22 protein-coding genes are annotated in these 25,836 nt (G+C 37.6%); 5 read left to right on the top strand and 17 right to left on the bottom strand.

Annotated features, from left to right (window positions below; all coding sequences use genetic code 11):
- Window positions 1–723 precede the first annotated feature (723 nt).
- Window positions 724–5,154 (bottom strand): translocation/assembly module TamB domain-containing protein, encoded by a 4,431-nt coding sequence (locus tag ACN1CD_RS10095; protein ID WP_419130268.1) that lies wholly within the window; start codon window positions 5,152–5,154, stop codon window positions 724–726.
- Between the two features lie 75 nt (window positions 5,155–5,229).
- Here ACN1CD_RS10095 and tsaD point away from each other — a divergent pair, with 75 nt between their 5' ends.
- A complete protein-coding gene (tsaD, locus tag ACN1CD_RS10090) occupies window positions 5,230–6,231 on the top strand; it encodes a tRNA (adenosine(37)-N6)-threonylcarbamoyltransferase complex transferase subunit TsaD (RefSeq protein WP_419130267.1) in 1,002 nt (333 codons plus the stop codon).
- A gap of 164 nt (window positions 6,232–6,395) precedes the next feature.
- A complete protein-coding gene (locus tag ACN1CD_RS10085) occupies window positions 6,396–6,593 on the top strand; it encodes a hypothetical protein (RefSeq protein ID WP_154278923.1) in 198 nt (65 codons plus the stop codon).
- A 72-nt stretch (window positions 6,594–6,665) separates the two neighbouring features.
- On the opposite strand, the gene recA is transcribed toward ACN1CD_RS10085, so the two are convergent.
- The 5 genes from recA to ACN1CD_RS10060 form a co-directional block, all read right to left on the bottom strand.
- Window positions 6,666–7,679 (bottom strand): recombinase RecA, encoded by a 1,014-nt coding sequence (gene recA, locus ACN1CD_RS10080; RefSeq protein ID WP_154278924.1) that lies wholly within the window; start codon window positions 7,677–7,679, stop codon window positions 6,666–6,668.
- A gap of 123 nt (window positions 7,680–7,802) precedes the next feature.
- On the bottom strand, window positions 7,803–8,477 hold the full coding sequence (gene nth / locus ACN1CD_RS10075) for an endonuclease III (RefSeq protein ID WP_419130266.1): 675 nt from the start codon (window positions 8,475–8,477) through the stop codon (window positions 7,803–7,805).
- Between the two features lie 69 nt (window positions 8,478–8,546).
- On the bottom strand, window positions 8,547–9,734 hold the full coding sequence (locus ACN1CD_RS10070) for an MFS transporter (RefSeq protein ID WP_419130265.1): 1,188 nt from the start codon (window positions 9,732–9,734) through the stop codon (window positions 8,547–8,549).
- Window positions 9,735–9,925: 191 nt separating this feature from the next.
- A complete protein-coding gene (locus ACN1CD_RS10065) occupies window positions 9,926–10,069 on the bottom strand; it encodes a hypothetical protein (RefSeq protein WP_419130264.1) in 144 nt (47 codons plus the stop codon).
- Window positions 10,070–10,207: 138 nt separating this feature from the next.
- Window positions 10,208–10,792, bottom strand: coding sequence for an RNA polymerase sigma factor (locus tag ACN1CD_RS10060; protein WP_419130263.1), 585 nt, complete (start codon window positions 10,790–10,792; stop codon window positions 10,208–10,210).
- Between the two features lie 259 nt (window positions 10,793–11,051).
- Between ACN1CD_RS10060 and uvrA the strand changes: the two genes are divergently transcribed.
- Both uvrA and ACN1CD_RS10050 read left to right on the top strand, forming a co-directional pair.
- The gene (uvrA, locus tag ACN1CD_RS10055; RefSeq protein ID WP_419130262.1) at window positions 11,052–13,865 is read left to right on the top strand and encodes an excinuclease ABC subunit UvrA; all 2,814 of its coding nucleotides are present in this window, start codon (window positions 11,052–11,054) and stop codon (window positions 13,863–13,865) included.
- 8 nt (window positions 13,866–13,873) lie between these two features.
- A complete protein-coding gene (locus ACN1CD_RS10050) occupies window positions 13,874–14,527 on the top strand; it encodes a LysE family transporter (RefSeq protein WP_419130261.1) in 654 nt (217 codons plus the stop codon).
- Window positions 14,528–15,341: 814 nt separating this feature from the next.
- Here the strand turns inward: ACN1CD_RS10050 and ACN1CD_RS10045 are convergent.
- Window positions 15,342–16,376: a DUF2157 domain-containing protein gene (locus ACN1CD_RS10045; protein WP_419130260.1), complete on the bottom strand. Its 1,035-nt coding sequence runs from the start codon at window positions 16,374–16,376 to the stop codon at window positions 15,342–15,344.
- Window positions 16,377–16,617: 241 nt separating this feature from the next.
- Here ACN1CD_RS10045 and ACN1CD_RS10040 point away from each other — a divergent pair, with 241 nt between their 5' ends.
- Window positions 16,618–17,604, top strand: a complete 987-nt coding sequence (locus ACN1CD_RS10040; protein ID WP_419130259.1) for a hypothetical protein — start codon at window positions 16,618–16,620, stop codon at window positions 17,602–17,604.
- Window positions 17,605–17,770: 166 nt separating this feature from the next.
- On the opposite strand, the gene ACN1CD_RS10035 is transcribed toward ACN1CD_RS10040, so the two are convergent.
- The 10 genes from ACN1CD_RS10035 to ACN1CD_RS09990 all read right to left on the bottom strand — a co-directional run bounded on the left by ACN1CD_RS10035 (window position 17,771) and on the right by ACN1CD_RS09990 (window position 25,767).
- Window positions 17,771–19,984: a cation:proton antiporter gene (locus tag ACN1CD_RS10035; RefSeq protein WP_419130258.1), complete on the bottom strand. Its 2,214-nt coding sequence runs from the start codon at window positions 19,982–19,984 to the stop codon at window positions 17,771–17,773.
- A gap of 82 nt (window positions 19,985–20,066) precedes the next feature.
- Complete coding sequence (locus tag ACN1CD_RS10030) at window positions 20,067–20,414, bottom strand: hypothetical protein (protein ID WP_419130257.1); 348 nt, start codon at window positions 20,412–20,414, stop codon at window positions 20,067–20,069.
- Between the two features lie 58 nt (window positions 20,415–20,472).
- Window positions 20,473–21,468 carry a bifunctional riboflavin kinase/FAD synthetase gene (locus ACN1CD_RS10025; RefSeq protein WP_419130256.1) on the bottom strand — a complete coding sequence of 332 codons (996 nt, stop codon included), beginning with the start codon at window positions 21,466–21,468 and terminating at the stop codon, window positions 20,473–20,475.
- Between the two features lie 135 nt (window positions 21,469–21,603).
- The gene (locus ACN1CD_RS10020) at window positions 21,604–22,464 is read right to left on the bottom strand and encodes a YitT family protein (protein ID WP_419130255.1); all 861 of its coding nucleotides are present in this window, start codon (window positions 22,462–22,464) and stop codon (window positions 21,604–21,606) included.
- Window positions 22,465–22,466: 2 nt separating this feature from the next.
- The gene (truB, locus tag ACN1CD_RS10015) at window positions 22,467–23,192 is read right to left on the bottom strand and encodes a tRNA pseudouridine(55) synthase TruB (protein WP_419130254.1); all 726 of its coding nucleotides are present in this window, start codon (window positions 23,190–23,192) and stop codon (window positions 22,467–22,469) included.
- 27 nt (window positions 23,193–23,219) lie between these two features.
- Window positions 23,220–24,014, bottom strand: a complete 795-nt coding sequence (locus tag ACN1CD_RS10010) for an undecaprenyl-diphosphate phosphatase (protein ID WP_419130253.1) — start codon at window positions 24,012–24,014, stop codon at window positions 23,220–23,222.
- A 16-nt stretch (window positions 24,015–24,030) separates the two neighbouring features.
- The gene (locus ACN1CD_RS10005) at window positions 24,031–24,417 is read right to left on the bottom strand and encodes a type II toxin-antitoxin system VapC family toxin (protein WP_419130252.1); all 387 of its coding nucleotides are present in this window, start codon (window positions 24,415–24,417) and stop codon (window positions 24,031–24,033) included.
- On the bottom strand, window positions 24,417–24,620 hold the full coding sequence (locus ACN1CD_RS10000) for a DUF2281 domain-containing protein (protein WP_419130251.1): 204 nt from the start codon (window positions 24,618–24,620) through the stop codon (window positions 24,417–24,419). The genes ACN1CD_RS10005 and ACN1CD_RS10000 overlap by 1 nt, the downstream gene beginning before the upstream one ends.
- Before the next feature lie 38 nt (window positions 24,621–24,658).
- Window positions 24,659–24,889 (bottom strand): DUF3098 domain-containing protein, encoded by a 231-nt coding sequence (locus ACN1CD_RS09995; RefSeq protein WP_419130250.1) that lies wholly within the window; start codon window positions 24,887–24,889, stop codon window positions 24,659–24,661.
- Entirely contained in the window at window positions 24,889–25,767 is an 879-nt protein-coding gene (locus ACN1CD_RS09990) for a cell division protein FtsX (protein ID WP_419130249.1), read from the bottom strand. The genes ACN1CD_RS09995 and ACN1CD_RS09990 overlap by 1 nt, the downstream gene beginning before the upstream one ends.
- Between the last annotated feature and the right edge of the window lie 69 nt (window positions 25,768–25,836).

The following is a 25,836-nucleotide window of genomic DNA, read 5'->3' as shown; positions in this document are numbered from 1 at the left end:
CAGAATAATTGCGAGCCGGCAACTTTGCTTCTTTGGTTGCCCAAAGAAGAGAGCCCGTCCGGCCAGGACAAAATAAAATTGTTTTAATAAAAAGCATAAAAAATCTGGCTGTATCGTCTTGCTAGGACTCAACGCATATCGCGATCGTATTAAGATTGCTTCGTGCCTCGCAATGACGACGTGTCGAGAATATCTTTTAAAAAACTGGTTGTAGCATTTCGCTACGACTACATGTATATAGCGATTGCATTAAGATTGCTTCGTGCAATGACGGAGATAGTGCCGAGGTTAATAAATTAGCGAAATGACAATCGCTATAACCGCCCAGCAAAGCCAGACCACTGTTTCTTCGTTTTGCTCTTAGACCGGCATGGTCAATTTTTCGGGATGGCACTGTCCCAGCCTGCCTACTGACTTTAACAGAAAAACGGCGCAGCCCTCATGAATACCATTAAAAATATAAATACTAATGAATAATTGCGAGCCGGCAACTTTGCTTCTTTGGTTGCCCAAAGAAGAGAGCCCGTCCGGCCAGGACGAAATAAAATCGTTGTAATAAAAGGTATAAAAAATCTGGGTGTTAGCGTCTAGATAAGTCTTAACTCATATAGCGATCGTTGTAAGATTGCTTCGTCGGCTGAAGGAGCCTCCTCGCAATGACGATAACCGGATGTGAACCCAAACTACAAATGATAGACGAAAAACGACCAACGATTCCTCCGTTTACTTCCTCGGATTCCCCTTGCTTTGATTGATAATCACTTCCTTACTAATAGATTTATTCGTTTTAACAGGTGTTTCGCTTTGTTTCCGTTTTAAGTTTCTTCTGTAAGAGCCAGAAATTTTCTGAATAAACTCTTTAAAAGTATCGAACTGTTGAGTATATACCAAACCAAAAGAAGTCACATTTGCAGTCTGACTAATCCCACTATTTAAGAAGATACTTTGTTGTGTGGGTGGTTTGTTAGCTGCTTTTACGGTTAAACTTCCGTCTTTTCTGATTAAAAAGAGTGCTTCAACCTCTCTACCTACATTGTCGTTAGAAAAGTCGATCACATTAAAATCATTTACACTGTTTCTGTCGACGATACCAGCATTGATGATCAACCTATTATTAAATAATTTGAAAGAGGCGTTGGCTTCGTTCAATGAGCGGACATTTAAATCTACAAAGTTCAGGTTTAACGATGATAATACATTATTAAACTGATTGAATACTAGTTCTGTAGCCGTACTTGTGGCGGTAGAACTTAATTGATTTCCGATAGATTCGCCGCCGTTTCCAGAAGCAAAACTCCGTCTGATAATTAAACTAAAGGCTTGTAAGTTAAGGTTATTCTGATCGCTTAAGTATGTCTGCAGCTGTTCTTTAATTGAGGGTTGTGACGGGAAATTAATATCAAGTTTAATTTCCGGCTGTAGCAGGAGGCCTGTCAGTCCCATTTCAACTTCAGTATCTACCCGCTGGTTAGCCAAACTACTCGCATCACGGTTGGCTGCTTTAAAGAGTTCATTTAAGTTTGCTCTCAATGCATAAATCGCTTTTAGGTTAATTTGTGCAGCAGTAGGGTTACCCGTCCAACGGATGGTACCACCTTGCCTGATTTCAAATTTCTTGTTAATTACTTCTTGTGCGGTAAAATCGAAACTACCGGTTTCAATAATATAATCGCCAGACATCTCGAAATCGCCCAAACTGTTAATATTCAGGTTTAATTCTGCATTACCCTTTCCACTCAAGTTACCTAAAGTGGTGAAAATATTGGCAGTTGTGTTCGGATCTATCGTAAGTTTGAAAGTTAATGTTAAACCATCGAAGCTGGTTGTTTTCTTCACTACCTTGCTCGAATCGCGACTAATGAAATTGATGAAATCTTTATCTGAAACCGTTTCGGAACTGTTTAAAGGCAGGTTGAAAACCGTTCCGTTTCCAGTTCTTGCTTTGATATCAATCTTCATCTTACTGGTAGGGCCATTAAACCTGAATACGCCTGTACCATACGCTTTCCCAAAATAAACTGAATTATCTTTCGAGGTGGTATTAAGCGCCATAAAATCTGTGGCCTTAACCTCGATAGCCAACGTTGGATCGTTAAGGTTATTCAAATCCACCGAACCTTCTGCACTTGCTAGATGACCTTCCAAATCTCGTAACTTGAAATCCTTAAGATTAACAACGCTGTTTTCGATATTCACCTTATCGGTAATAACATAGGTTGTTTTAAGGTAATTAACTGTTAACTGTCCCTCGTCTAATGCCAGTGATCCATTAATAGCAGGCTTATCCAATGGGCCTTTAACACTCAAATCTGCAGAAATATTTCCTTTCAAATTAGACACTAATGTTTTTACGAAAGGCTCCAGGATGGTAAGCTTGCTGTCGTTCATCTTCACATCCATATCGATCAGTTTCTCATTCAAATCCAGATTTCCTGTAAGTTTAAAAGTCTCTGTGTTATCTGCAATGATCCTGGTAAAGATGTTAACTTTATTTGTCTCGCTGTTAAAAGATGAAGTATCACTAAGCGTACCGATGTAGATATCGTTAAAGTTGAGGGAGTCGATTTTTAGATTATCGGTAGCCCTTGGAGCCTTTAAGATACCATAGAGCTTTGTATCTCCATTTACATTTCCATCAAGTTTTACGCCGAAGCCTTTTGTGAAGGGATTTAGTGTTTTTAACCTGAAGTTTTTAAATCCAACTTCAAGCAAGTCTTTAGGATCATCCGATAGTAAACCATCAATGGTTAATTGCTGGTTGCCGTTTGTTAAATCAAAGTTGCTGATCTGTGTTTTGCCATTGTTCAGCACAATTCTAACTTTCTCCTGAATCCGCCATTCCTCACTATTTATTTTTAAAATTGAGGGTAATAAGCTTAACCTGGCAGTGGTATCTTGGTTTTTGGTAAACTCAACGAGTCCGTTCAAATCCAGTTGATTAACTTCGTCAGAATTAGACATCTTGATGTTAAAAGCCAGACTATCATTGCGGAGAATGTTTGAAACGTTGACGTCTTTAATAAATAAACTATCATTTAACTGAACACGATCTGAAGTGATAATTAACTGAAGTTGTTCTTTAGTGGTGTTTTCATCCAGGATGATATTGTTTACCACAATGCCATTGTATTTCAGTTTTTTAACAAATCCAGTAAGTGTGGCGGTATTATTCCTCGAATCGAAATCGCCAAGCACGGTAGCGCCCTCCTCCATTTCTAGTCCGGGAGCAATAAACTGAGCCAGTGGCTCAAACTTTTTAATCCGCAGATCGAACTTAAATATTTGATTGTTATATTTTATAATGTCTGCTTTAAGCGATGGGATGTACGTTTTCGCTATTGCTTTATAATAAGAAGCAATAGAGTTAAGGTCGTATTCGCCAGAAATACTGGCATCTAAAATGTCAGATTTAATATTCAGGTTTCTGTTAATACCAGTGCCTTCGGCCATCAGTTGTACCGAATCCACATTGTATATTCCCTTCGGATTTTGTAATCTAATTTTTTCAATCAACAGACTACCTTTTATATTATTCAGATTCGTTCCGGAGAAATTCGTACTGAACCTGGCATCAACCATTAAAGAATCTTTCATTAATTTCAAGGCCTTTAATTTAGCTTTCGAAATCGTTGCATTGAAGTTAAAGACCGGCAGTTTTGGATTTAGATTAACACCACCATCAAAAACGAGTTTAACATTCCGATCATTGATGCTTAATTTTCCATCGAAATACTTTTTGTCAAAAGTCCCATCAATCTTCACGTTACTATATCTGTAACCATTGAAGTCGATATAATCTATATCACCATTAATTTTTTCCGTGAGATTTTTAAGTTCTTTTCCGCGACCTTTTACGTAAAGTGAAGAAGTAATTTTTCCTAAAGATTTTTCATCGATAAGATTGCCAATATTGAAATCGAATGTTTTAACATTACCCGTGTAAGATGGGATGTCATTTTTATCGATCTTCATATTTACATCAGAAACGATTCGGCCCAACTTCGTTTTAAACTCTCCATAAGCAATAAAATCATTTTGGAAACCCGTAAAACTACCATTGAAATTGATGTTGCCAAACTTATTTACAATCTTCGGAATAACCTTTTTCTTGCTATTGGTAATGCCAGCAAGAATTGCATCAAGATCGGTTTTGTTCGTCCCGGCCATTTCAATTTTCATATCCATGAAGGTTTCCCGCCATTTTGGAAGTCCCTTAAGAATGAAATCTCCTTTAATATAAGTGGCTTTCCCTGCTTTTATAGATAGCTTTTTTGCCCTGATGTTATTCACCAGGCCTGTAATCTGACCATCTATATCCAGTTCCAGTTTCACATCATTGAGTTCTGGCGTAAAAAAAGCAATGTCTTTGGAAGAGAGGTGGCTATCTTTGAAAACTGCTTTCATCCTCACATTATCTACATAATGATTAAAATCTTTGAGAGATTTATATTTCATTTGATAGTAATTCGTCAGGTGGCTATTATTCGTAACTAAGAGCAAGTTTTTCAATTCTATAGCATTACTATCCAGGGTGGTTTCTGCCGTTAAATTCTTAAGGTAAAAACCACTTTTTTCTTTTAAGGTCAGGTTTTTAACATTGGTTTTAAGAAGGTGATTTTTCATGTCAAGCCCCTCAAATATCCCGCTTAAAGCTTTAACATCAACGTTATCAAAGTTTACCGTTTTGCCTTGAGTAGTATCTTTAGCAGCATAGTTAGTATAGCGAAAAGCAAATTGGTTTAAAATAAGCCGGCCTAACTTCACATCATAAGGTTTACTTTTCTTTTTCTTTACCTTAGGTTTACCAGAATCGAAGTAGTCTATGATGAAATCGAGATTAGAAGACTTATCTTTGAAATCCTTTAGGAAAAATTGCCCATTATTAATCTGAATGGTATTAATATCAATCGTTTTATTATTAATAGATAATTGATTGATGTCGACCATGAACTGAGGCGTGCGCAATAAAGTGTCTTTTTGTAGATCGAGCACAACCAGATTTTCGAGCACAACAGATTTGAAAGGCTTGATATAAAGGCTTTTAATAGTGATAGTAGTTTTCAGCTCTTTAGATAAATATGATGCTACTTTCTGAGCAACATAAGTCTGAACGGGCTTAAACTGTAATGAGAAAATAATAAGCGCAAGCAGCAAAATTATTGATGCAATTACCCAAAGGAGTATTTTAAATAGTTTTTTAATAATTTTGCAGCTTAAAATTTAAATAATTTGTCTGTTATACTTGCTATCGAGTCCTCTTGCGATGATACTTCAGTCGCTATATGTAACAACGGCAAAATTACGGCCAATGTTATTGCAAACCAAACTATTCATGAAAATTATGGTGGCGTAATCCCCGAATTGGCATCCAGAGTACATCAACAAAATATTGTTCCAACTATTGAGCAGGCATTAAAGAATGCAAAGGTTACAAAACAGGACATAAATGCTGTTGCCTTTACACGTGGGCCAGGTTTGCTAGGTTCCCTATTAGTAGGGGTATCCTTTGCGAAATCTTTTGCACTTGCGTTAAATGTACCATTAATTTCTGTCAATCATATGCATGCCCATATCCTGGCCCATTTCATTGACGATCCAAAACCAAACTTTCCATTTTTATGCCTTACTGTTTCTGGCGGGCATACACAGATTGTGCTGGTGAAAGATTATTTCGACATGGAAATTGTGGGTGAAACGCTTGATGACGCAGCAGGAGAAGCTTTTGATAAAACGGCAAAAATTTTGCAGCTTCCTTACCCCGGCGGACCATTAATTGATCAGCATGCGAAATTGGGTAATCCTACAGCTTTTAAATTTGCTGAACCACAGATTGCAGAACTCAATTTCAGCTTTAGTGGATTTAAAACATCCATTCTCTACTTCATAAGAAAGCAGGAAAAGGAAAACCCAAACTTTATTGCCGAAAATTTAGATGATATTTGTGCATCTGTTCAACACAGCATTGTGCAAATTTTGCTAAACAAGTTAAAGAAAGCGGCTAAACAATATGGCATTAATGAAGTAGCCATTGCTGGCGGCGTTTCTGCAAACTCCGGCTTGAGAAATGGATTACAGGAAACTGCTGATGCGCTTGGATGGAAGGTATACATTCCTGCCTTTCAATATTGTACTGATAATGCCGGAATGATTGCTATTGCTGGTTACCAGAAGTTTTTAGTTAAAGATTTTGTAGGACAGGAAGTATCGCCGATGGCGAGAATGGAGTTTTAGGATAGAGGGGTTAAGGGGGGGTAGAAGGTTAGGGGTTTAGATAGGTTAGGGGGTTAGAGGTTTAGATGGGTGAGGTGGTTAGAGCGTTAGGAAAAGGATTAGCTAAACAACACAATTGCAATCCTAAGCTTCCAAGTAAGAATAATTAAATTGAATTTATAAATATGACTGGAGCATCATTGATATTTTGGATTGTTTGCGCAATACCACTTATCGGAATTTTATATTACCTGATCAGAAAAGATAAAAATAAGCTGAATGGAAGTTGGGGAGTGATCATTTTAGGTGCCTTAATTATCTCGGCATTATTGGTTATCGTATATGTAACCAAAGATTTTAACGCAATATTTAGCCAAAACTAAGTTTTGCATTTAACAACAAAAGGCGCTGTAAATTATTTGCAGCACCTTTTTGTATGAAAATTTTATTAGAGATTATTTTTCAGCTAATTTCTCACCTGTAACTTCAGCTTTAATCTTAATTTCAAGTTCATCTGCTAATTCTGGGTTATCACTTAGCAGTTGTTTCACTGCATCTCTACCTTGTCCTAATTTGGTGTCACCGTAAGAATACCATGAACCGGCTTTTTTGATAATTCCAAAGTCAACACCTAAATCTACGATTTCACCGTTTTTCGAAATTCCTTCACCAAACATCACATCAAATTCAGCGATTCGGAATGGAGGAGCTACTTTATTTTTAACGATTTTAACTTTTACACGGTTACCAGAAACTTCGTCTGAATCTTTGATTTGAGAAATCCTGCGGATATCCAAACGAACAGAAGCGTAGAATTTCAAAGCGTTACCACCAGTTGTTGTTTCTGGATTACCAAACATTACCCCAATCTTATCACGTAACTGGTTGATGAAAATACAGCAACATCCGGTTTTGGAGATCGTTCCGGTTAATTTACGTAAGGCCTGACTCATTAAACGGGCGTGTAATCCCATTTTACTGTCGCCCATTTCACCTTCAATCTCACTTTTAGGAACCAATGCTGCAACAGAGTCAATCACAATCACATCAATAGCACCAGAGCGGATTAAGTTATCGGCAATTTCCAATGCCTGCTCACCATTATCTGGTTGAGAAATTAACAGGTTATCTGTATCAACGCCTAATTTTTTTGCATAAAACTGATCGAAAGCATGCTCTGCATCAATAAATGCTGCTATGCCACCTTTTTTCTGTGCCTCTGCAATAATATGGGTAGCCAAAGTTGTTTTACCAGAAGATTCCGGACCATAGATCTCGATTACTCTTCCTTTTGGAATACCACCAATGCCCAAGGCAATATCCAAACTGATTGAGCCTGTAGAAATAAAATCAATCGGTTCAATAGCGGTATCGCCAAGTTTCATTATGGTGCCTTTACCATAAGATTTTTCTAATTTATCTAGGGTTAATTGTAATGCTTTTAATTTATCAGGATTTGCGCTTGCCATTTGTTTATGATTTGATTCCGTAAATATAATTGAATTGTCGGCAAAATATGCTCGTGTTAATAACTTGTATTGCTAAAATATTTAGCTAAGTTAATGGTTTTTTAGCTAATGTCAATAGTAAAATTAAATTATTTTTATTTTAAGTAGATCACGTCCTTTTTGAGCGGTTAATCGTTCAAAATACCTGCACATATAGGTAATTTCACATACTTCACATTTCGGGCTTCTGGCCAAGCAAACGTACCGGCCATGAAGAATGAGCCAGTGGTGCGCTATATGGATATCGTGTTTTGGTAAATTCTTAACTAAGTCTTTTTCTACCGCTAAAGGTGTTTTTCCGTTCGTTAATCCCAATCGGTTGGACACACGAAATACATGCGTATCTACAGCCATCGCTGGTGCATTATAAATCACTGAAGCAATTACATTTGCCGTTTTGCGACCAACACCTGGCATTTTTTGCAGGTCATCTATCCCCGAAGGAACTATATCATTAAACTCGTTAACTAAAATATTGGCCATGCCAACCAGGTGTTTTGCCTTGTTATTTGGATAACTGATACTTTTGATGTAATCAAAAACGATATCTGGAGTAACTTCTGCCAATGCTTTTGCATTTGGAAAACGCTGAAATAGGGCAGGTGTAACCATATTTACCCGCTTATCGGTACATTGTGCAGAAAGAATTACCGCTACCAATAACTGGTACGGATTGTTGTAATGTAATTCTGTTTCTGCATCTGGCTGTTTGGCCGAGAAATGTTCTACAAAAAGTTTATAACGTTCTTTTTTTAGCATGGGCAAATATAACAAGCAAATCGCTGAGATACCATTTATCTTTGCTATGTATAATGATTCAAGAAAAGATTAATGCATTATAGCATACTTTTGCTCTGTGGTAATCACAGCTTTGCCTGATTTACTTTTAATCAGCCAAAAGGCGAAGAAAGCACCAATCAGTGCCATTGCTGCGCCGACATAAGCAGGTGAAGTATAATCAAAACCATAAACTAAAGGTAACCCTCCGAAGAATGCACCTAAAGCATTTCCAATGTTAAAACTCGCCTGACTTGCAGATGCGGCCAGCATTTCAGAACCTTTGGCCGATTGAATCATCAGCATCTGGATTGGTGCGGCCAGTGAAAACGCAACTGCACCAGTGATAAATGTCATTACGAGCGCCAGTACCTGGTTTGCCGAAACAAAATGCACAATGGTTAAGGCAACCACCATTGCCAATAGTAATACGGCTGAAGCTTTGGCTGGTGAATATTTATCCGCCAGTAAGCCGCCTATAAAATTTCCTGCCATCATGCCTAAACCAGCAAGCATCAGGATATAGGTTACCGCTTCTGGTGAAAAGCCAGCTACATCCGTCATGAGTGGTGCAATATAACTGTACCAGGTAAATAAACCACCGGTACCGATGGAGATCATCAAAATTATAATCCAGGCTTCCCTCTTTTTGAAGAAACTGAGTTCAGCTTTCAAATCGCGATTTTTAGCAGCCTCTAAAGCGGGTAGCCATAATTTAAGACTCAATAAAGTAATCAGTCCAACGGCAACCACCACCGCGAAAGAAATCCTCCAGGAGAAATTATGGCCAATATATGTACCCAGTGGAACGCCAACAATATTGGCAATGGTTAAACCCATAAACATCAAAGAAACGGCTTGTGCTTCTTTCCCTTTTTGTGCAATGCGACTAGCCACTACAGAACCGACACCGAAAAAGGCACCATGTGGTAAACCAGATAATAACCTGGCAATAAATAAGGTATTGAAACTTGGTGCAAAAGCTGAAAAAGCATTGAATGCCGTAAACATGACCATCAGTGCGATGAGTATTTTTTTAGGTGGATATTTCCCAGCAATCATGATCAATAAAGGCGCACCAATTACAACACCTAGTGCATATGCAGAAATCAGATGGCCAGCTTTTGGTATAGTCACCGTTAAATCTTTTGCAATATCGGGCAGCAACCCCATCATTACAAACTCTGTTATTCCGATACCCAAACCACCCAGCGTTAGTGGAAGAAGATTTTTATTCATTTTGCTTCGTGTTAAAATTACACTAAGGCAAAGGTAAGACTTTTTGTTTTTTCAATTGTAAAAATCGGGACATCTTAGACGTTGAATCAATGCATCAAAAATGAGGTATTATTTAGCAAAACAGTTCTGAATAGTAAACGAAAAAGGCTGCCCTACACTTGTAGGACAGCCTTTTTTAACTCATGTAATTTTTACTTCTTGCTGCTGTAAGCTAAAATCTTCCGGATGGTTTCATCCTGAGGGTTTTTCGTTAAGCGATCCAGCTTACCTTTTATTTGATCATAAAATAAGCTAATTTCTGCGTCAGATTCGATGTCAGTTTTAGGCTGAAACATGTTTTGAATAGGTAAATTTACACTAGTGTTTGATGTAGAAGTTTTTGTCATAAGCAACGAAATGTGATAAGTTTATAAACTTAACGATAGTTCAGATGCTTTATTTTATACCCTACTACAAAAACTGTAACATTTACGCTACCCTTTGTATGTCATCTCTTTCGTTTTGAGCATTTTTCTAAGATTGCTCAAAGCGTAACGCATGCGTCCTAATGCAGTATTGATGCTTACATCGGTTAAATCAGCTATTTCTTTGAAACTTAAATCTGCATAATGGCGCATTAAAAGCACTTCTTTTTGCTCATCAGGTAATAAATGAATCATTTCCTTTAAATCTTTATGGGTTTGATCGCGAAGCATTTTCTCTTCAGCGCTCTCGTCATAAAACTGTAGCATATTGAAGACATCCATTCCATCAGAACTGGTGATGATTGGTGTTCTTTTTTCTTTTCTAAAATAATCGATAACAAGGTTATGTGCAATGCGCATTACCCAAGGTAAAAACTTACCTTCTTCGTTATATCTTCCTGATCGCAGCGTATTAATTACTTTGATAAAAGTATCCTGAAAAATATCTTCCGCCAGATATTGGTCTTTAACCAATAAATAGATAGAAGTATAAATCTTGCTTTTATGTCTTCGTAAAAGTTCCTGCAATCCGTTTTCGTTCCCAGTAATATATACCTTTACGAGGTCCTGATCGTTATATGATTGTAAATTCATAGGTTTACCTACACTAAATCCCGTACTGTTTGCTAAAAATTAATTTGTAGATGTTTAATTTCTATAGCTTATCTCCTATGTTTTTTTATTGAGTTAGTTTGGTTTTTGAGGTCGTTAATATCCAAAGAAAGTTATTTTTTTATCAAAATGCAAAAAATAAAATGTTAAAAAATAAATTAACCGTCTTAGTACCCTATTTTTGTATCATCTCAAAACCCAAATTACTTTCCGGGGTTTTATAATATATTCTTAACTATACATGAGCAAAAAAGAGGCCGAAAAAGATCCGCATAAAAATATAATCATTAAAGGTGCCCGTGTGCACAACCTTAAGAACATTGATGTTGCTATTCCGAAAAATAAATTGGTGGTGGTTACAGGCATGTCTGGTTCGGGGAAATCTTCGCTAGCATTTGATACTTTATATGCTGAGGGACAACGCCGTTACGTAGAAAGTTTATCATCTTATGCCCGTCAGTTTATGGGTAGGATGAATAAACCAGATGTAGATTATATTAAAGGGATTGCGCCTGCTATAGCGATAGAACAAAAGGTAATTACTTCCAACCCCCGCTCAACGGTAGGCACGTCAACAGAAATTTATGATTATTTGAAGTTACTTTTCTCGCGGATCGGAAAAACAATATCTCCGGTATCAGGTAAAGAAGTAAAAAAAGATTCGGTAAGTTCTGTGGTAGACTACGTGGGCGCCATGCCCGAAGATACCACGGTAACTATTTTTTGTCCGCTCTATCCGCATAACAACAGAACCATTAAAGAAGAACTTGCCATCTTATTGCAGAAAGGCTTTTTAAGGGTGTTGATTGATGAGAAAGTTTTGAAAATCGAATCAGTGCTTGATGATGCCGACTTTAAGGATGCAGAATTAACTGATGATAAAACGGTGCAGATTCTCATCGATCGGATTGTAGTTAATCAGGAAGAAGAAACGTTAAGCCGACTTGCAGATTCTGCACAAACGGCATTCTTTGAAGGTAAGGGTGATTGTTATGTGGAGGCCGAAGGGAACACTAAACATTTCAGTGATCGGTTTGAACTGGATGGAATCCGTTTTGAAGAGCCAACACCTAATTTTTTCTCTTTTAATAATCCATACGGAGCCTGTAAACGTTGCGAAGGTTATGGGAATGTAATCGGAATCGACGAAGATTTGGTGATTCCTGATAAAAGCAAAAGTGTTTACGACAATGCCATTGCACCCTGGAGGGGAGAGAAAATGAGCGTGTGGTTGCAGAATTTTGTTAAAGTAGCCCCAAAATTTGAATTTCCAATCCACAGGCCTTATAGTCAGTTAACGGCTAAAGAACAACGGTTGCTGTGGACAGGTAATAAACACTTTTCCGGCCTCGATGCCTTTTTTAAGGAATTGGAAGAACAAACTTATAAAATTCAATATCGGGTTATGTTATCGCGTTACCGCGGAAAAACGACTTGCCCGGATTGTCAGGGATCTCGTTTACGTAAAGATGCATCCTATGTTAAGATCGCAGAGAAATCTATTATCGATATCGTTTTGATGCCATTGGCTAAAGCTTTGGTTTTCTTTAATGATTTAAAGCTCAGTGTAAATGATGCGAAAATTGCGAAACGTTTGCTGGCTGAAATTGATAATCGTTTTCTTTACCTGAACAATGTTGGTTTGGGTTATTTAACGCTGAATCGTTTGTCGAATACGTTATCTGGAGGGGAGTCTCAACGAATAAACTTAGCAACCTCTTTAGGCAGTAGCCTGGTGGGATCCATCTATGTGTTGGATGAGCCCAGTATCGGACTCCATCCCCGCGATACCAACAAATTAATAGAGGTTTTAATATCCTTAAGAAATGTAGGTAATACAGTTATCGTAGTAGAACACGAAGAAGAAATGATGCGTGCGGCTGATTATATTATCGACATCGGCCCAGAAGCGGGTACGCATGGTGGTAACCTCGTGTTCAGCGGAAATTATGAGGAAATTTTAAAAGACACCAATAGTTTAACTGGCCGATATTTAGCAGGTATTGAAAAGATTGCCATACCAGAAAAGCGACGTAAATGGAAAGATCATATTCTGATTAAAGGTGCCCGCGAAAATAATCTTCAGAATATTGATGTGAAGTTTCCTTTGGGGGTTTTCACTGCAGTGAGTGGTGTTTCAGGCTCTGGTAAAACCAGTTTGGTGAAGAAAATTCTTTATCCTGCTTTGCAGAAAGCCATTGGTAATTATGCAGGTGAGCAAACGGGTGCTTATGATGGTATTTTTGGAAATACTGATTTGGTGAGTGCCGTGGAGATGGTGGATCAGAATCCGATCGGGCGTTCCAGTCGTTCGAATCCCGTTACTTATGTTAAAGCCTGGGATGATATCCGTGCGCTGTTTTCAGGTTTGGCCTCGGCAAAAGCTGCTGGCCTAAAACCTGCTGCATTTTCTTTTAATGTGGAAGGTGGCCGTTGCGATGTTTGTCAGGGTGAGGGTGAAGTGAAGATTGAAATGCAATTCATGGCCGATATCTACTTGCCTTGTGAGGCTTGTGGAGGGAAACGGTTTAAACAACAGGTTTTAGACGTTACTTATAAGGAGAAAAATGTTTCTGAAATTCTGGATATGACCATCGATGAAGCTGTCGATTTCTTTGCAGATGAACAGAAAATTTTAAATAAGTTAAATCCATTGGTTGATGTTGGTTTAGGCTATGTTCATTTGGGGCAATCATCAAATACCTTATCGGGAGGAGAGGCACAACGGATTAAGCTTGCTTCATTCCTGATTAAAGGAAATAATGCCAATAAAACGTTATTTATTTTCGATGAGCCAACCACTGGTTTGCACTTCCATGATATTAAAAAGTTGTTGAAAGCGCTCAATACTTTGATAGAGCAGGGGAATACCATTTTGGTAATTGAACACAATATGGACATGATTAAATGTGCAGATTGGGTTATTGATATTGGGCCTGAAGGTGGTGATGGTGGAGGTAAATTGGTTTTTGAAGGCTTGCCTGAAGATTTGATTAAAGAGAAAACTTCTTACACAGGTAAATATTTAGCAACGCATTTGAATTTAAATCCATAATTTCGGCAATGCTTTTCCTAACCTTTTTTATAGGCATTATACTTAACGCCATGGGCTACATTCCTCCTGGCAATATCAATCTCACCGTTGCGCAGTTGGCCATTAACAAAGGCATGCGCCAGGTGTGGTATTTTATCTTGTCGTTTTCTTGCGTAGAAATATTTTTTACGTTTGGGATGATGCGTTTTGCACGTTGGGCCATGAGCGATATTAATCCCAATGAAGCGGTAAGTGAAGTGCGGTTAGGCACTTTAGTAGACTGCTTTATGATTCTTATGTTCATTACCATGGGAACGATTACCTGGGTCAACCGTAAAAAGGTACCGATAACCAGTAATAAAAAGGAAGATAAACGAAGTGGAAGTGTATTGTATGGATTAATCCTTGGAGTGTTAAATCCGGTTCAAATTCCTTTCTGGTTGTTTTTTGGCAACTATGTGATTTTGCATGAATGGATAGAAACTGATTATTTATCATTGATTGTTTTTGCTATCGGATCTGGTTTTGGCTCTGCGGGTGCCTTATATGTTTATGCTCACTTTGCCACTTTTATTCAGGATAAATTTGCATTAAGTAGCCTGATTATTAATAAATCAATTGCGATATTCCTGTATGTACTCGCGGCATATTTGATCGTGAAACAGGTTGTTATTATTTTGTAAGGGTTTTTAGTCTGCAGTCGTGAGTCCAAAGTCTTTAGTTGGGAGTTTAGAGTTGGGAGTTGCAGGGGAGTAAAGCATGTTGCCGATAATCAAGTGTAAAATTTTGATGTTTTTTCATAACGAAAATCTTGTTGTAGCGTATCGCTATGACTTTTATTGCTAGGTTAAATGATCGCTTTTTACATTAAAGGTTTTAAAATAAGGTTAATAAGCAATTGCTGTAGCCACCTAGTAAGGCCAAAGCATTGACTCTTCGTTCCGCTTTTAGACCGGCATGGTCAATTTTTAGGGATAGCACTGAACTAGCCTACCCACTGACTTTAACAAAAAAATTGCGAGCCGGCAACTTTGCTTCTTTGGTTGCCCAAAGAAGAGAGCCCGTCCGGCAAGGACAAAATAAAATCGTTTTCATACAAAGCATAAAAAATCTGGTTGTAGCATCTCGCTACGACTCAGCGCATATAGCGACATCTTCATTAAAACAGCTTTTCTCCGTTTTATGTCAACCTCATTGCGGTTAGAGCAGTTCAAAAACAAAGGGGAGATTGTGCCACGAACATTACCGATGAAGGATCGGAGAATGTTCTCGCAATGACGTTCAAGGAGAAGAAAACTAAGGTGTTAAACTATATGCGATCGTCATTGAGGCAGCTTTCAGGAAGCAATCTCTATTACTAAATCTGGTTATAGCGTCTCGCTACGACTCTGCGTATATAGCGATTGCGTTAAGATTTTTTTCCATTCATCGTCATTGCGAGGCGGCTTCTTCAGCCGGCCGAAGCAATTTCTATTAAGAAGGATAACGTATACATTCTTACTTTAAAAATTCTACATTCCATATTTTCTCTGCTTTTCTGCCAATGAGCCAAAATGATGCAGCCAATACCGAAAAGAAAAGCGCCTTGTGCCAGCTATCCCAGAAATATTCGAAATAACGGGTATAGAGATTTACAAAAAGGAATGTGATTCCAAATTCCCTTGCAATATCATCACGGTATTTTAAACCATATAAGGTGCTGGCCACGCAAACTGCAGCAGAAATTAATGCCCAATAAAATAAGTTCAACTGGCGAACAGAATACCATTCTTCCAAACTGGCGAAGTTTCCAAAAACAGATAGAGCCCAAAGCGAAATGAACAAATAAACCATTCCGGCCAGGTACGTAACCTGAAAAAATTGCTTTGTTTTCGGAATCGCTTTCATGATGAAAGATGATGCGGTTAACGCGGCGCCAAACACCACAAACCTGAGTGGGTAATTCATGCCCAGAAAATAATAGTTCCAGCGGCTTAAATATCCTGTTTCTGTACCAAACCAGGCGCCTAAAGATATTAATGCAAAGATCCAGATCAACTTTGAATTGAAAAAATAACCAAGTCCGCCATAAATAAACACCGAAATTAAGATCAGAACGGTGAAATTTCCAGTACCATTATCCAGCGATTTGCCAAAATAGGCAATGGCATTCGCCGTGAGTAAAATGGCCGAAAACACAATTGCTTCATTACTAAATTTAAGATTGGGCAGCTTTTTCTTCCTTCGAACCCCCAAAATGTATAGCCAACCCGCGATTCCTGCAGATACCAGTGCAATCACGATATTTGGGGTATTGTAAACGCGTTTGAGGTAGTTAAGAATAGAATTATCAATCAAAAGCGATCCTAAAGCAATAAAACCACAGGCCAGTGCCACCCAAAAGGCATACTGAGCAAGTCTTAACCAGTCGAAATTTTTAGCTTCATAACTTTGCCGAAGCTTATTGCCGGTTTCTTCATTAATTAAGCCATCGTTTTGCCATTGCTCAATCATGTCATCAAGAAATTCACTTTTTTCTATATCAACTTTCATAGGTTTACGAATATATAAAATTAGTCTGAAGATAGAGGGGTATTGGAAAGCTGGGAAGTTGAGTAATTAGGAAGTTGAGGAGTTGAAAAAGCAATGTGATTGTCATCTGTATCTTAATAGTTTTATCATTCAAACAACTGGATATTGACTATACGGTTTCCCGTAACACTAAATGAAATTCCTACTATATCTTTATCTCTTAGTAAATTATCTAAAACTGTAAGACAATTCATTCTTAAATATGGCAACATTAAATAGCTTTATCAGATCTGCAAATGCATCTTATAAAAGAACTGCAAGGGCAAATGAAAGGCAGGCTCGAGCGCATGCTAAACAACAACAACAATATCTAAAAGAGCAAATTAGAAATGACAGTATCGCGGCTGTAAATGCCTACAATGATTACTTAGAAATGTTGATTTCAATACACAAGAGTTGCAGTGAAACATTAAACTGGAATACATTTTTACAAGAACCTGAACCTGTCAAGCCAAAAAAAACAAAAAAAAGAGAGGAGGTAGCTGCAGTAGCGCTTCATTTATACAAGCCTTCAATACTTGATAAATTACTCGGTAAAGAACATAATAAACGGGCGAATCTTCAGTCAACACTCGATGAAGCCATAAGAAAGGACCTTCAAGAATTCAACCAAAATGTACAGCAATATAATAATGATCTGGAGGATTGGAAAACGGTAAGATTAATTGCTACAGGTGTTTTGGCTAAGGAATCTTCAGCTTATAAAGATGCCATTTCTTTTTTCGATCCTTTTACCAATATCAATCAATTAGGGACGCGAATTAGTTGTGTTTTCAATGGTATTGGTTTAACATTAAACGTATCAGTAAATACATTAGATATTATACCGGATTATGTACTTTCAGCTACAGCTAACGGAAAGCTCTCTAATAAAAAAATGACTACTACGAAATTTAACGAACTCTATCAGGATTACGTTTGCAGTTGTGCTATTAGGGTAGCCAGAGAAACTTTTGCACTTCTTCCCATCGATTGTTTACATGTAAACGCTATTGCGGATCTTTTGGATCCTTCAACGGGACGTATTTTGCCACAGCCGATTCTATCTTGTAAATTTATTCAAGAAAATTTAGCTAGATTAAACTTTGTTCATATAGATTGTTCTGATGCAATGCGAAATTTTGTCCATAATATGAAGTTTTCAAAAACTACTGGTTTTGCACCTGTTCAGGTTTTATCCAATAATTAATTTTTATGATGATCTTTGTCGAAAGAACAGAATTAGAAGATAAATTAGTAAAAAGACTGGAAGTATATCTTATTAATGCAACAAAACTTCCGACTTTATTCATTTAATTTCTAGGATCATCTTCAAAGCTAAACTTTTGGCTTGATTCAACTTAAGACCTCCAACTTTAAATTACCTCCTTAATCTTCTTATTATTCCCAACAATCCAGATCACGTCGCCGTTATCGAAAGTAAAATCAGAAGATGGATTTAGAATTCTTTCTGTTCCACGTTCGATTCCAACTATTAGTGCCTGTGCTTTCTCACGGATACCTGCATTTCTGATGCTTAAACCGTAAACGGGAGATTCCATGTTGACTACAACTTTCTGCAATGTCATCTCCTTATCCGGGAAGTTTTTCTCGCTTTCAGTTTCTGGAATATCTACTTCTAAAATTGCTTTTACCGCTGCCAGCTGATCATCTGCACCAATCAAAAGTAGTTTGTCGTTCGGGTATAGTCTTTCATCTCTACCTGGTGTTGGAATATGGGTTCTCCCACGTTCAATCATGGCAATGTTAACTCCATACTTTTCGCGAATCATTAAGCTGGTAAGTGTTTGGCCCACTACTTCCGATTCCGGAGAAACTACTATTTCTGTTAAATGCGTATCCCAGGGTAAAATATCTGGTTTTTGGTTTTCTCTCGCATTCAGGTTTAAAATGAAACGTTTCTCCAGCTTATTATAAAATGCCTGAAGTTTTCTAGAGAAGATAAACATCATTAATACCATTAGCACCAAGGCTATTCCTGCAGCCACCCAGGTGTCGAAAAATTCGTATACCAAGAAACCTACGAAAAATACCCCTAATGCAATTCTAAATGCTTCAATTGCAATGAGCGGTCCGCGGGTAAACTTTTTACTTAACCACAAATGCGAATAAGCGGTTTTCTGGATTCTCCTAATGGATAAGGCCCATAAAAAAGGTGCCATGATGATGAAAGAAACGACCAGGCTAATGATGGTCGATCTCATTCCATTTACAACATTATTGGCAATGAAAGGCTGAATATAACGCGATGCCAGGAATATAACGGCTACGATAATTACCGAGTGGATCACGGTGTTAAAAGCATAGCCACGCAAAAGGATTTTCCAATCACTCAGTGTGGTCATTCCCGCAGTACTGGAGCTGTATCTGGAGATTCCATCGAGCCATTTTTTTGGTAAAACTCTATTCAGGAAGTTATAAAACGATTCAGAATGTTTAATCAGATAGGGGGTTGTAAAAGTGGTGATGGCTGATGCAGCCACAGCAATGGGATAAAGAAAATCGCTCGTTACCTTTAAGGTTAATCCCAACGTGGCAATGATGAAAGAAAATTCCCCGATCTGGGCCAAACTCATTCCCGCCTGAACAGAGGTTTTCAATGGCTGACCCGAAAGTAATGCACCAAGGCTTGAACTTAAAAACTTGCCTAGAATGGTTGCTAAGGTTATAATTACGATCGGTAAACCATAGTCGATCAGGATTTTTGGATCGATTAACATCCCTACAGAAACGAAGAATACGGCAGCAAATAAGTCTTTTACCGATTTGGTAAGGTGTTCTATTCTTTCTGCCTGTGTGGTTTCGGCCAGGATGGAGCCCATAATGAAAGCGCCCAAAGCCGGCGAAAAACCAACTTTCACGGCCAGAAGCACCATGATTAAACATAGCGCTAAAGAAACCACCAACATGGTTTCATCGTTCATAAGCTTCCTGGTGGCTTTAAGGAAAGTTGGGATGAGGAATATTCCACCCAGAAACCACAGCACTAAAAAGAAAGCCAGTTTTGCAATCGAAATTAACATTTCAGTGCCGGCGAATTGCTGACTCACTGCAAGTGTAGATAGAAGAACAAGCAATAAAATCGCAACTAAATCTTCAACAATGAGTACGCCAAATACCAAACCAGCGAATTTTTTATGTTTAACACCCAGTTCTTCGAAAGCCCTGATGATGATGGTGGTGGAAGAAACAGAAAGGATACCACCAAGAAAAATACTATCCATGGTTTTCCAACCCATTAGCTTTCCCGCAGAAAAACCAATGAGGAGCATGAAAACAACTTCTACAATGGCAGTAATAGACGCCGAGCCACCTACTTTAACAAGCTTTTTAAAACTGAACTCTAAACCCAAACTAAAAAGGAGGAAGATTACTCCAATCTCACCCCAAATATTAATGCTTTTGGTATCGGTAACGGAAGGAAAAAAATCTAAATGCGGGCCTACAAGTAAGCCTGCTAAAATGTAACCTAAAACTAAGGGCTGCTTTATTCTTTTAAATATGAGTGTGGTAATCCCTGCTGCGGCGAGGATTAATCCTAAATCGGCAATTAAATCTGGTAAATGCATTTTTGGTAATCGGTATGATGGTAAAAATATTTCCGGCTAAACCGGCTGTTGTATTCCACCTGATGGTGGTGAACCTAAAAATTTACCAGAAAACGTGTTTCGGGTAAAGCATTTTGAGCAAACACCAATATTTATACTTAAGTCGCTTCAATACCGACTTATTCATTTTTACTGGAAGAAAAAGTGCGAGGGTGATAAGGAAAACAGCAAATAGATCCAAAAGAATTTTAGCCACCGCATTGCTGATCAGGTTTTTTTGTAAACTTTCCTGATCCTGCGTGATGCCAGGATTGAGCGTTAAATTGCTTTTTTTAGAGATGGACGTAACTTGTGCAGGCTGATTTTTTGTCGTACTATTTTTTTTTGGATTAGCAAAGCTTGCGAAACTCACCAGTGCACTTAAAAAAAATATGATATAAAAAAGCCTCATTGCTGCTAATATAGCGAAAATGAGGCTTTTTTGAAAGTTAAATTTAGATTAAGCTTGCCTATTCTAAAGATGAGAAGTACGCCAGTGTATCTTCCTTATCTTTTTGGAGCTGAACTTTCAGGGCTTCTAAACCAGTGAACTTTACATCATGACGAAGGAACTTCAAGAAATTCATTTTAATGTCCTGACCGTAGATTTCCTGATTAAAATCGAAGATATTTACTTCAATATTTCTCGTCATTCCATTGATAGTTGGTCTTTGACCGATATACGCCATGCCTTTGAAAGTCCGAAGTCCGGAGTCAGGAGTCAGAAGTCTGTTCCCTGATTCAGGTTTTTCGGTATTGTATACCGCATCCATCTCAACGGTTACGGCGTAAATTCCGTCGCCTGGAATGAGTTTGTAGGTTTCTTCTACGAAAATATTTGCTGTTGGAAAGCCAATCGTTCTGCCAATTTTATCGCCTTTTATTACCCGACCGAATATAGAGAACGAATAACCCAGATAATCGGATGCCAGGCTCACATCTCCGGCCAAAAGTGCCTGACGGATTTTGGTTGAACTCACGGCCACATCGTGAATATCCTGTTCCATAATTTCTTCTATAGTAAAACCAAAATGAGTGCCTGCAACTTTCAAATCTGCTAAATTGCCTGTACGGTCTTTTCCGAAACGGTGATCATAACCAATGATGATGTGTTTGGTTCCGATATTATTTACCAGGGTATTTTTAATGTAGTCTTCTGGTAATTGGTTGGAAAAATCGCGTGTGAAAGGTGTAATAATTAAATGATCAACGCCCAGGCTCCTTAAAATCTCTGCCTTTTCATTAATGGTGTTGATCATCTTTAAATCTTGATTTTCTGGATCGATGATGAGCCTGGGATGTGGGAAGAATGTTAAAATAACACTTTCACCCTGATCTGCCTTTGCCTTTGCAACCAATTGTCTGATGATTTTCTGGTGCCCAAAGTGAACACCATCGAAAGTGCCGATGGTTACTACTGCATTATTGAGCTTAGTAAATTCTGATAGGTTATGATATATTTTCAATGGAATAATCTTTTAACTATGGGTTTTGCGTGAGGGATGGAAGCGGTATACCCCGATTTTTCATCGGGGATTTAGCGTACATCCCGACCCCTTGCGTAGCTTGGGGACACGCCCAAATTTCTATAATTATATTTATTAATGCAAAGCATGGCGCTTCACTACGCCACCTTTTAAATCTGCAATTTGTTGTTGTATCACGAAGGCATCGGGATCTATATTTCTGATGGCTGTTTGCAATTTGCTCATTTCCAGTTTGGTTACCACGGTAAAAACAATGTCTATGTCTTTTCTTTCTCCATAACCACCTTCGCCTTTATAAATGGTTACCCCGCGTTTCATTTCGGTAATAATATAGCTTTTTATTTCTTCCTGGTGTTCTGAGATGATGGTTACGCCGGTGTATTGCTCTATTCCATTCACAATAAAATCGATAGTGTAAGAAGCTGATAAATAAGTTAATATCGCATAGAGCGCTGTTTCTATATTTAAAAAGTAAGCAGCGAAGGCAAAGATGATGATGTTTAAAATGAGAATAAGATTGCCAACCGTTAAAATGCTGTTTTTACTGATGTAGAGTGCGAGTACTTCGGTGCCATCGATTACGCAACCACCCCGCATGGACAGGCCAATTCCTCCACCTAAAAATAATCCACCGAAGAAAGCGATGAGCAATTTATCGTGGGTAATGGGCTTAAAGGGCAATACAATTAAAGCTACAGATAAGGCCGCAATGGCAATAGCCGTTTTAATGGCAAAACCTTTTCCAATTTGCCTGAAGCCTAATATTACAAACGGAATATTGATGATGGCAATGAGGTAGGAGAGGTTCCACCCGGTTAAAGTGCTTAAAAGGAGCGAAATCCCGGTTACGCCACCATCAATGAAATGGCTGGGCATTAAGAAACTTTTCAAACCAAAACAAGCTGAAGTAACCCCCGCAGCAATCAAAATGATTTCTTTTGCAAACCGGGCATTCTTGTTTTTAATTCGGTTCATCTTTACTCCTGAATTTTAATTTCTTCTTTCTTGCTACGAATATAATTAACAAGCTCCAGAACCTCAAACGAATTTGAAAGCAAAAAGTTTCCACTTCTGGTTCGGGTAAGTTTTGATAGGTAAGCGCCGCTGTTAAGTGCTTTTCCAAAATCAGAAACCAGTGAACGAATGTAAGTGCCTTTGCTGCACACGATCCGGAAATCAATTTCGGGAAGCTCAATTCTGGTGATTTCAAAGGCCGGAACGGTTACAAAGCGTTTACGCAATTCTACTTCTTCGCCCAAACGTGCTTTTACATACAAACGTTCGCCGTTAATTTTTACTGCTGAATGTGCTGGTGGGTATTGCTCAATATCTCCGGTAAAAGGTGTGGTTGCAGCATAAATCTGCTCTTGGGTAATGGCAGAAATGTCAAAAGTTTGATCAACTTCCGTTTCCATATCAAATGATGGCGTAGTGGCCCCGAGAACCATGGTGCCAGTATATTCTTTTTCTTCTGCCTGGAAAGTGTCTATCTGCTTGGTTAATTTACCGGTACAGATGATTAACAAGCCAGTAGCCAGTGGATCTAGTGTTCCTGCATGGCCTACCTTTAATTTTAATGGTTTTAAAGAGTTGCGAATTTTGCCAACCACATCAAATGAAGTCCATTTGTAGGGTTTATTAATTAAAAGCAGTTCGCCCTCGGCAAAATTGAAATCTTTAAACTTTGAATTTTCTGTACTCACAAATCTTTTTTTGCACAAAGATACAGATTAAATTATTTGCATCGAGTGGCCGGTTAGCAACAGGATAATAATCACCAGGCCTGCAATAATTCTATAATAACCGAACATTTTAAAACCATGTTTATTTAAAAAGCCAATGAAGCTTTTAATGGCCAAAAGTGCTACAATGAAAGCAATTACGTTTCCTATAATCAGTAGATTAACCTGCTCATGTGTGATGGTATTGCCTTCTTTATAAAAATCAAATAATTTTTTGCCTGTAGCGGCGAACATTGTTGGAACGGCTAAAAAGAAGGAAAATTCTGCTGCTAGCTTCCTGCTTAATTTCTGAGTCATACCGCCAATGATGGTAGCTCCGGAGCGGGAAACGCCGGGAATCATGGCAATGCATTGAAAGAAACCAATTTTTAAAGCAGTTAAATAATTTATTTCTTCTTCTTCGTGAATAGTTGGCTTATTGAACCATTTATCTACAAATAAAAGAATTACGCCGCCAATCAGTAATGAAATGCCCACGGCCATCGGACTTTCTAAAAGTTCATCTATCTTCTTACTTAACAACAAACCAAAAACTGCTGCCGGAATAAATGCAACCAAAAGTTTAATGTAGAAGTTGATGGATTTAAAAAATCTTTTGAAGTATAAAACCAATACGGAGAGAATAGCCCCTAATTGAATGGCAATGGTAAACAATTTCACAAATGGATCGCTCGCGATGCCCATAAATGAAGATGCAATGATCATATGCCCGGTACTCGATACTGGCAAAAACTCAGTCAGCCCTTCGATAATAGCAAGGACAATGGCTTCGAAATAGTTCATAATAAATTTGTATGGGTTAATCCCACTGTAATTTTACTTTATAGCTTTTTAATTTTTTATCTCTGGATAGGAGCATTAGATCTTCTGAGATTGCTTGAGATACTATAATTCTAACAAAAGGATCATTGTTGAAAAAGTCAAGATTTAGTAATGTTGTTAGATGTGCTTCATTAATTGAAATTATTTCAATTTGATTTCTTTCTGCAAATCTAAATAATTCATCAAAACCGATGTTTAAATTGAGTTTTCCAATCTGTTTTTTAATTGCGATTTCCCAAAGCGAAGCAATGCTGATGAAACAAGATTTATTAATGTCTAATATCTTTTTTTTTATTGAAGCAGGCAATTGATCATCACCTTCAACAAACCACAGGAAAGTGTGTGTGTCTAACAAAAAAGCCATTAAATATAATCCGAAAATATTTCCAATGGTTCATCAAAATCATCAGCTAATTTGATTTTACCTTTTGCATAACCAAATTCTCGTGACTTTAATTTTGGTTTGTTTATGTTTTTTGTTTTTAAGAATTCAACAAAATCTGCCACTTCTTGTCTAAGATTCATAGGCAAGGAATTTATTTCTATTTGCAAATTTGTAGTTGTCATACCTTAAAGTTAAAAAAAGACTTTATTTAAAGCAAAAGTTATTTTTTTAAGATAGCGTAAATGCCGAAAGCGAAACCAAAAAGAACAACAAGCGGTGCCAGTAAGGTTCTTCTGAAATCGTAAATATCACCTGTTGTACCCATCATCAGAATAAAGCCTACTGCTACAATCGCGATGCTAATTAACAATAACTGATAGTTTTTTTTGGTGAAAACTAATTCACTTTTAACGTCCTTGGTAATTGGACCTGTCTTTTTTTCTAATGCCATTATCTATAAAGATTATAAGATTTTAAACGTAAATACCTGCTTACTGCAAACCAGGTGCTTATGCCGGTAATAAATATTCCAATAATAATTAAGCCAACGAATACAAAGCCAAATTCTTTATAGTTGTTTAGGATAATAATTTCCGGAACTTCTTTACGTGCATAAATTAAAGTGGCTAATAAAATGATAATTGCTATAAAAGCTGCAATTAAACCATGTAATGCCGCGTATAATAAAAAAGGACGTCGGATAAAGTTTTTCGTTGCACCAACCAGCTGCATACTTTTAATTAAAAATCTTTGGGAATAGATGGCTAAACGTATGGTATTGTTAATCAGTGCAATTGCGATGACTAAAAGCAGTGCAGCAAATGCTAAAATGATTAAGCCAATGGTATTGATATTTTTGTTCACCATGTCTATTAAAGAACTTTGGTAAACCACTTCTTTAACAACAGGATTTTTAGCGATACTCACTTTCAGTGCTTCTATGCTTTTATTATTGGCATATTCGGCTTTCAAATAAACATCAAAAGTAGAAGTAAGTGGATTGTAACCTAGAAAATTAACAAAATCTTCGCCCAAATCCTGCGTTAGATTTCTAGCTGCCAATTCTTTGTTTACATATTGGGTTTGCTTTACCACACGATTTGCATTTAACTCCTTTTGAAAAGCCAGAACGTCTGTTTCCTTTGCACCTTCATCAACAATAATGTTGAGCACAATATTTTCTTTTACGTAATTAGACAGATTTTTGGCATGTACAAGTACCAACCCAAGCAGGCCCAGCATTAATAAAACCAGCGCAATACTGATAATTGTAGAAATATATACGGTTTTGGTTTTCTTAGATGCATCACTTACTTCGAATTCTTCCATGTATTTCAATTTAGTTTTTGCGAAAATAGAAATTATACCTGATAAACACCAATATAAACCTATTCTAAA

It is taken from the genome of Pedobacter sp. N23S346 (assembly GCF_048515415.1).
Classification (GTDB): Bacteria; Bacteroidota; Bacteroidia; order Sphingobacteriales; family Sphingobacteriaceae; genus Pedobacter.
The sequence above is the reverse complement of the archived record's forward strand: the minus strand, read 5'-3'. Positions and strand labels throughout refer to the sequence as shown.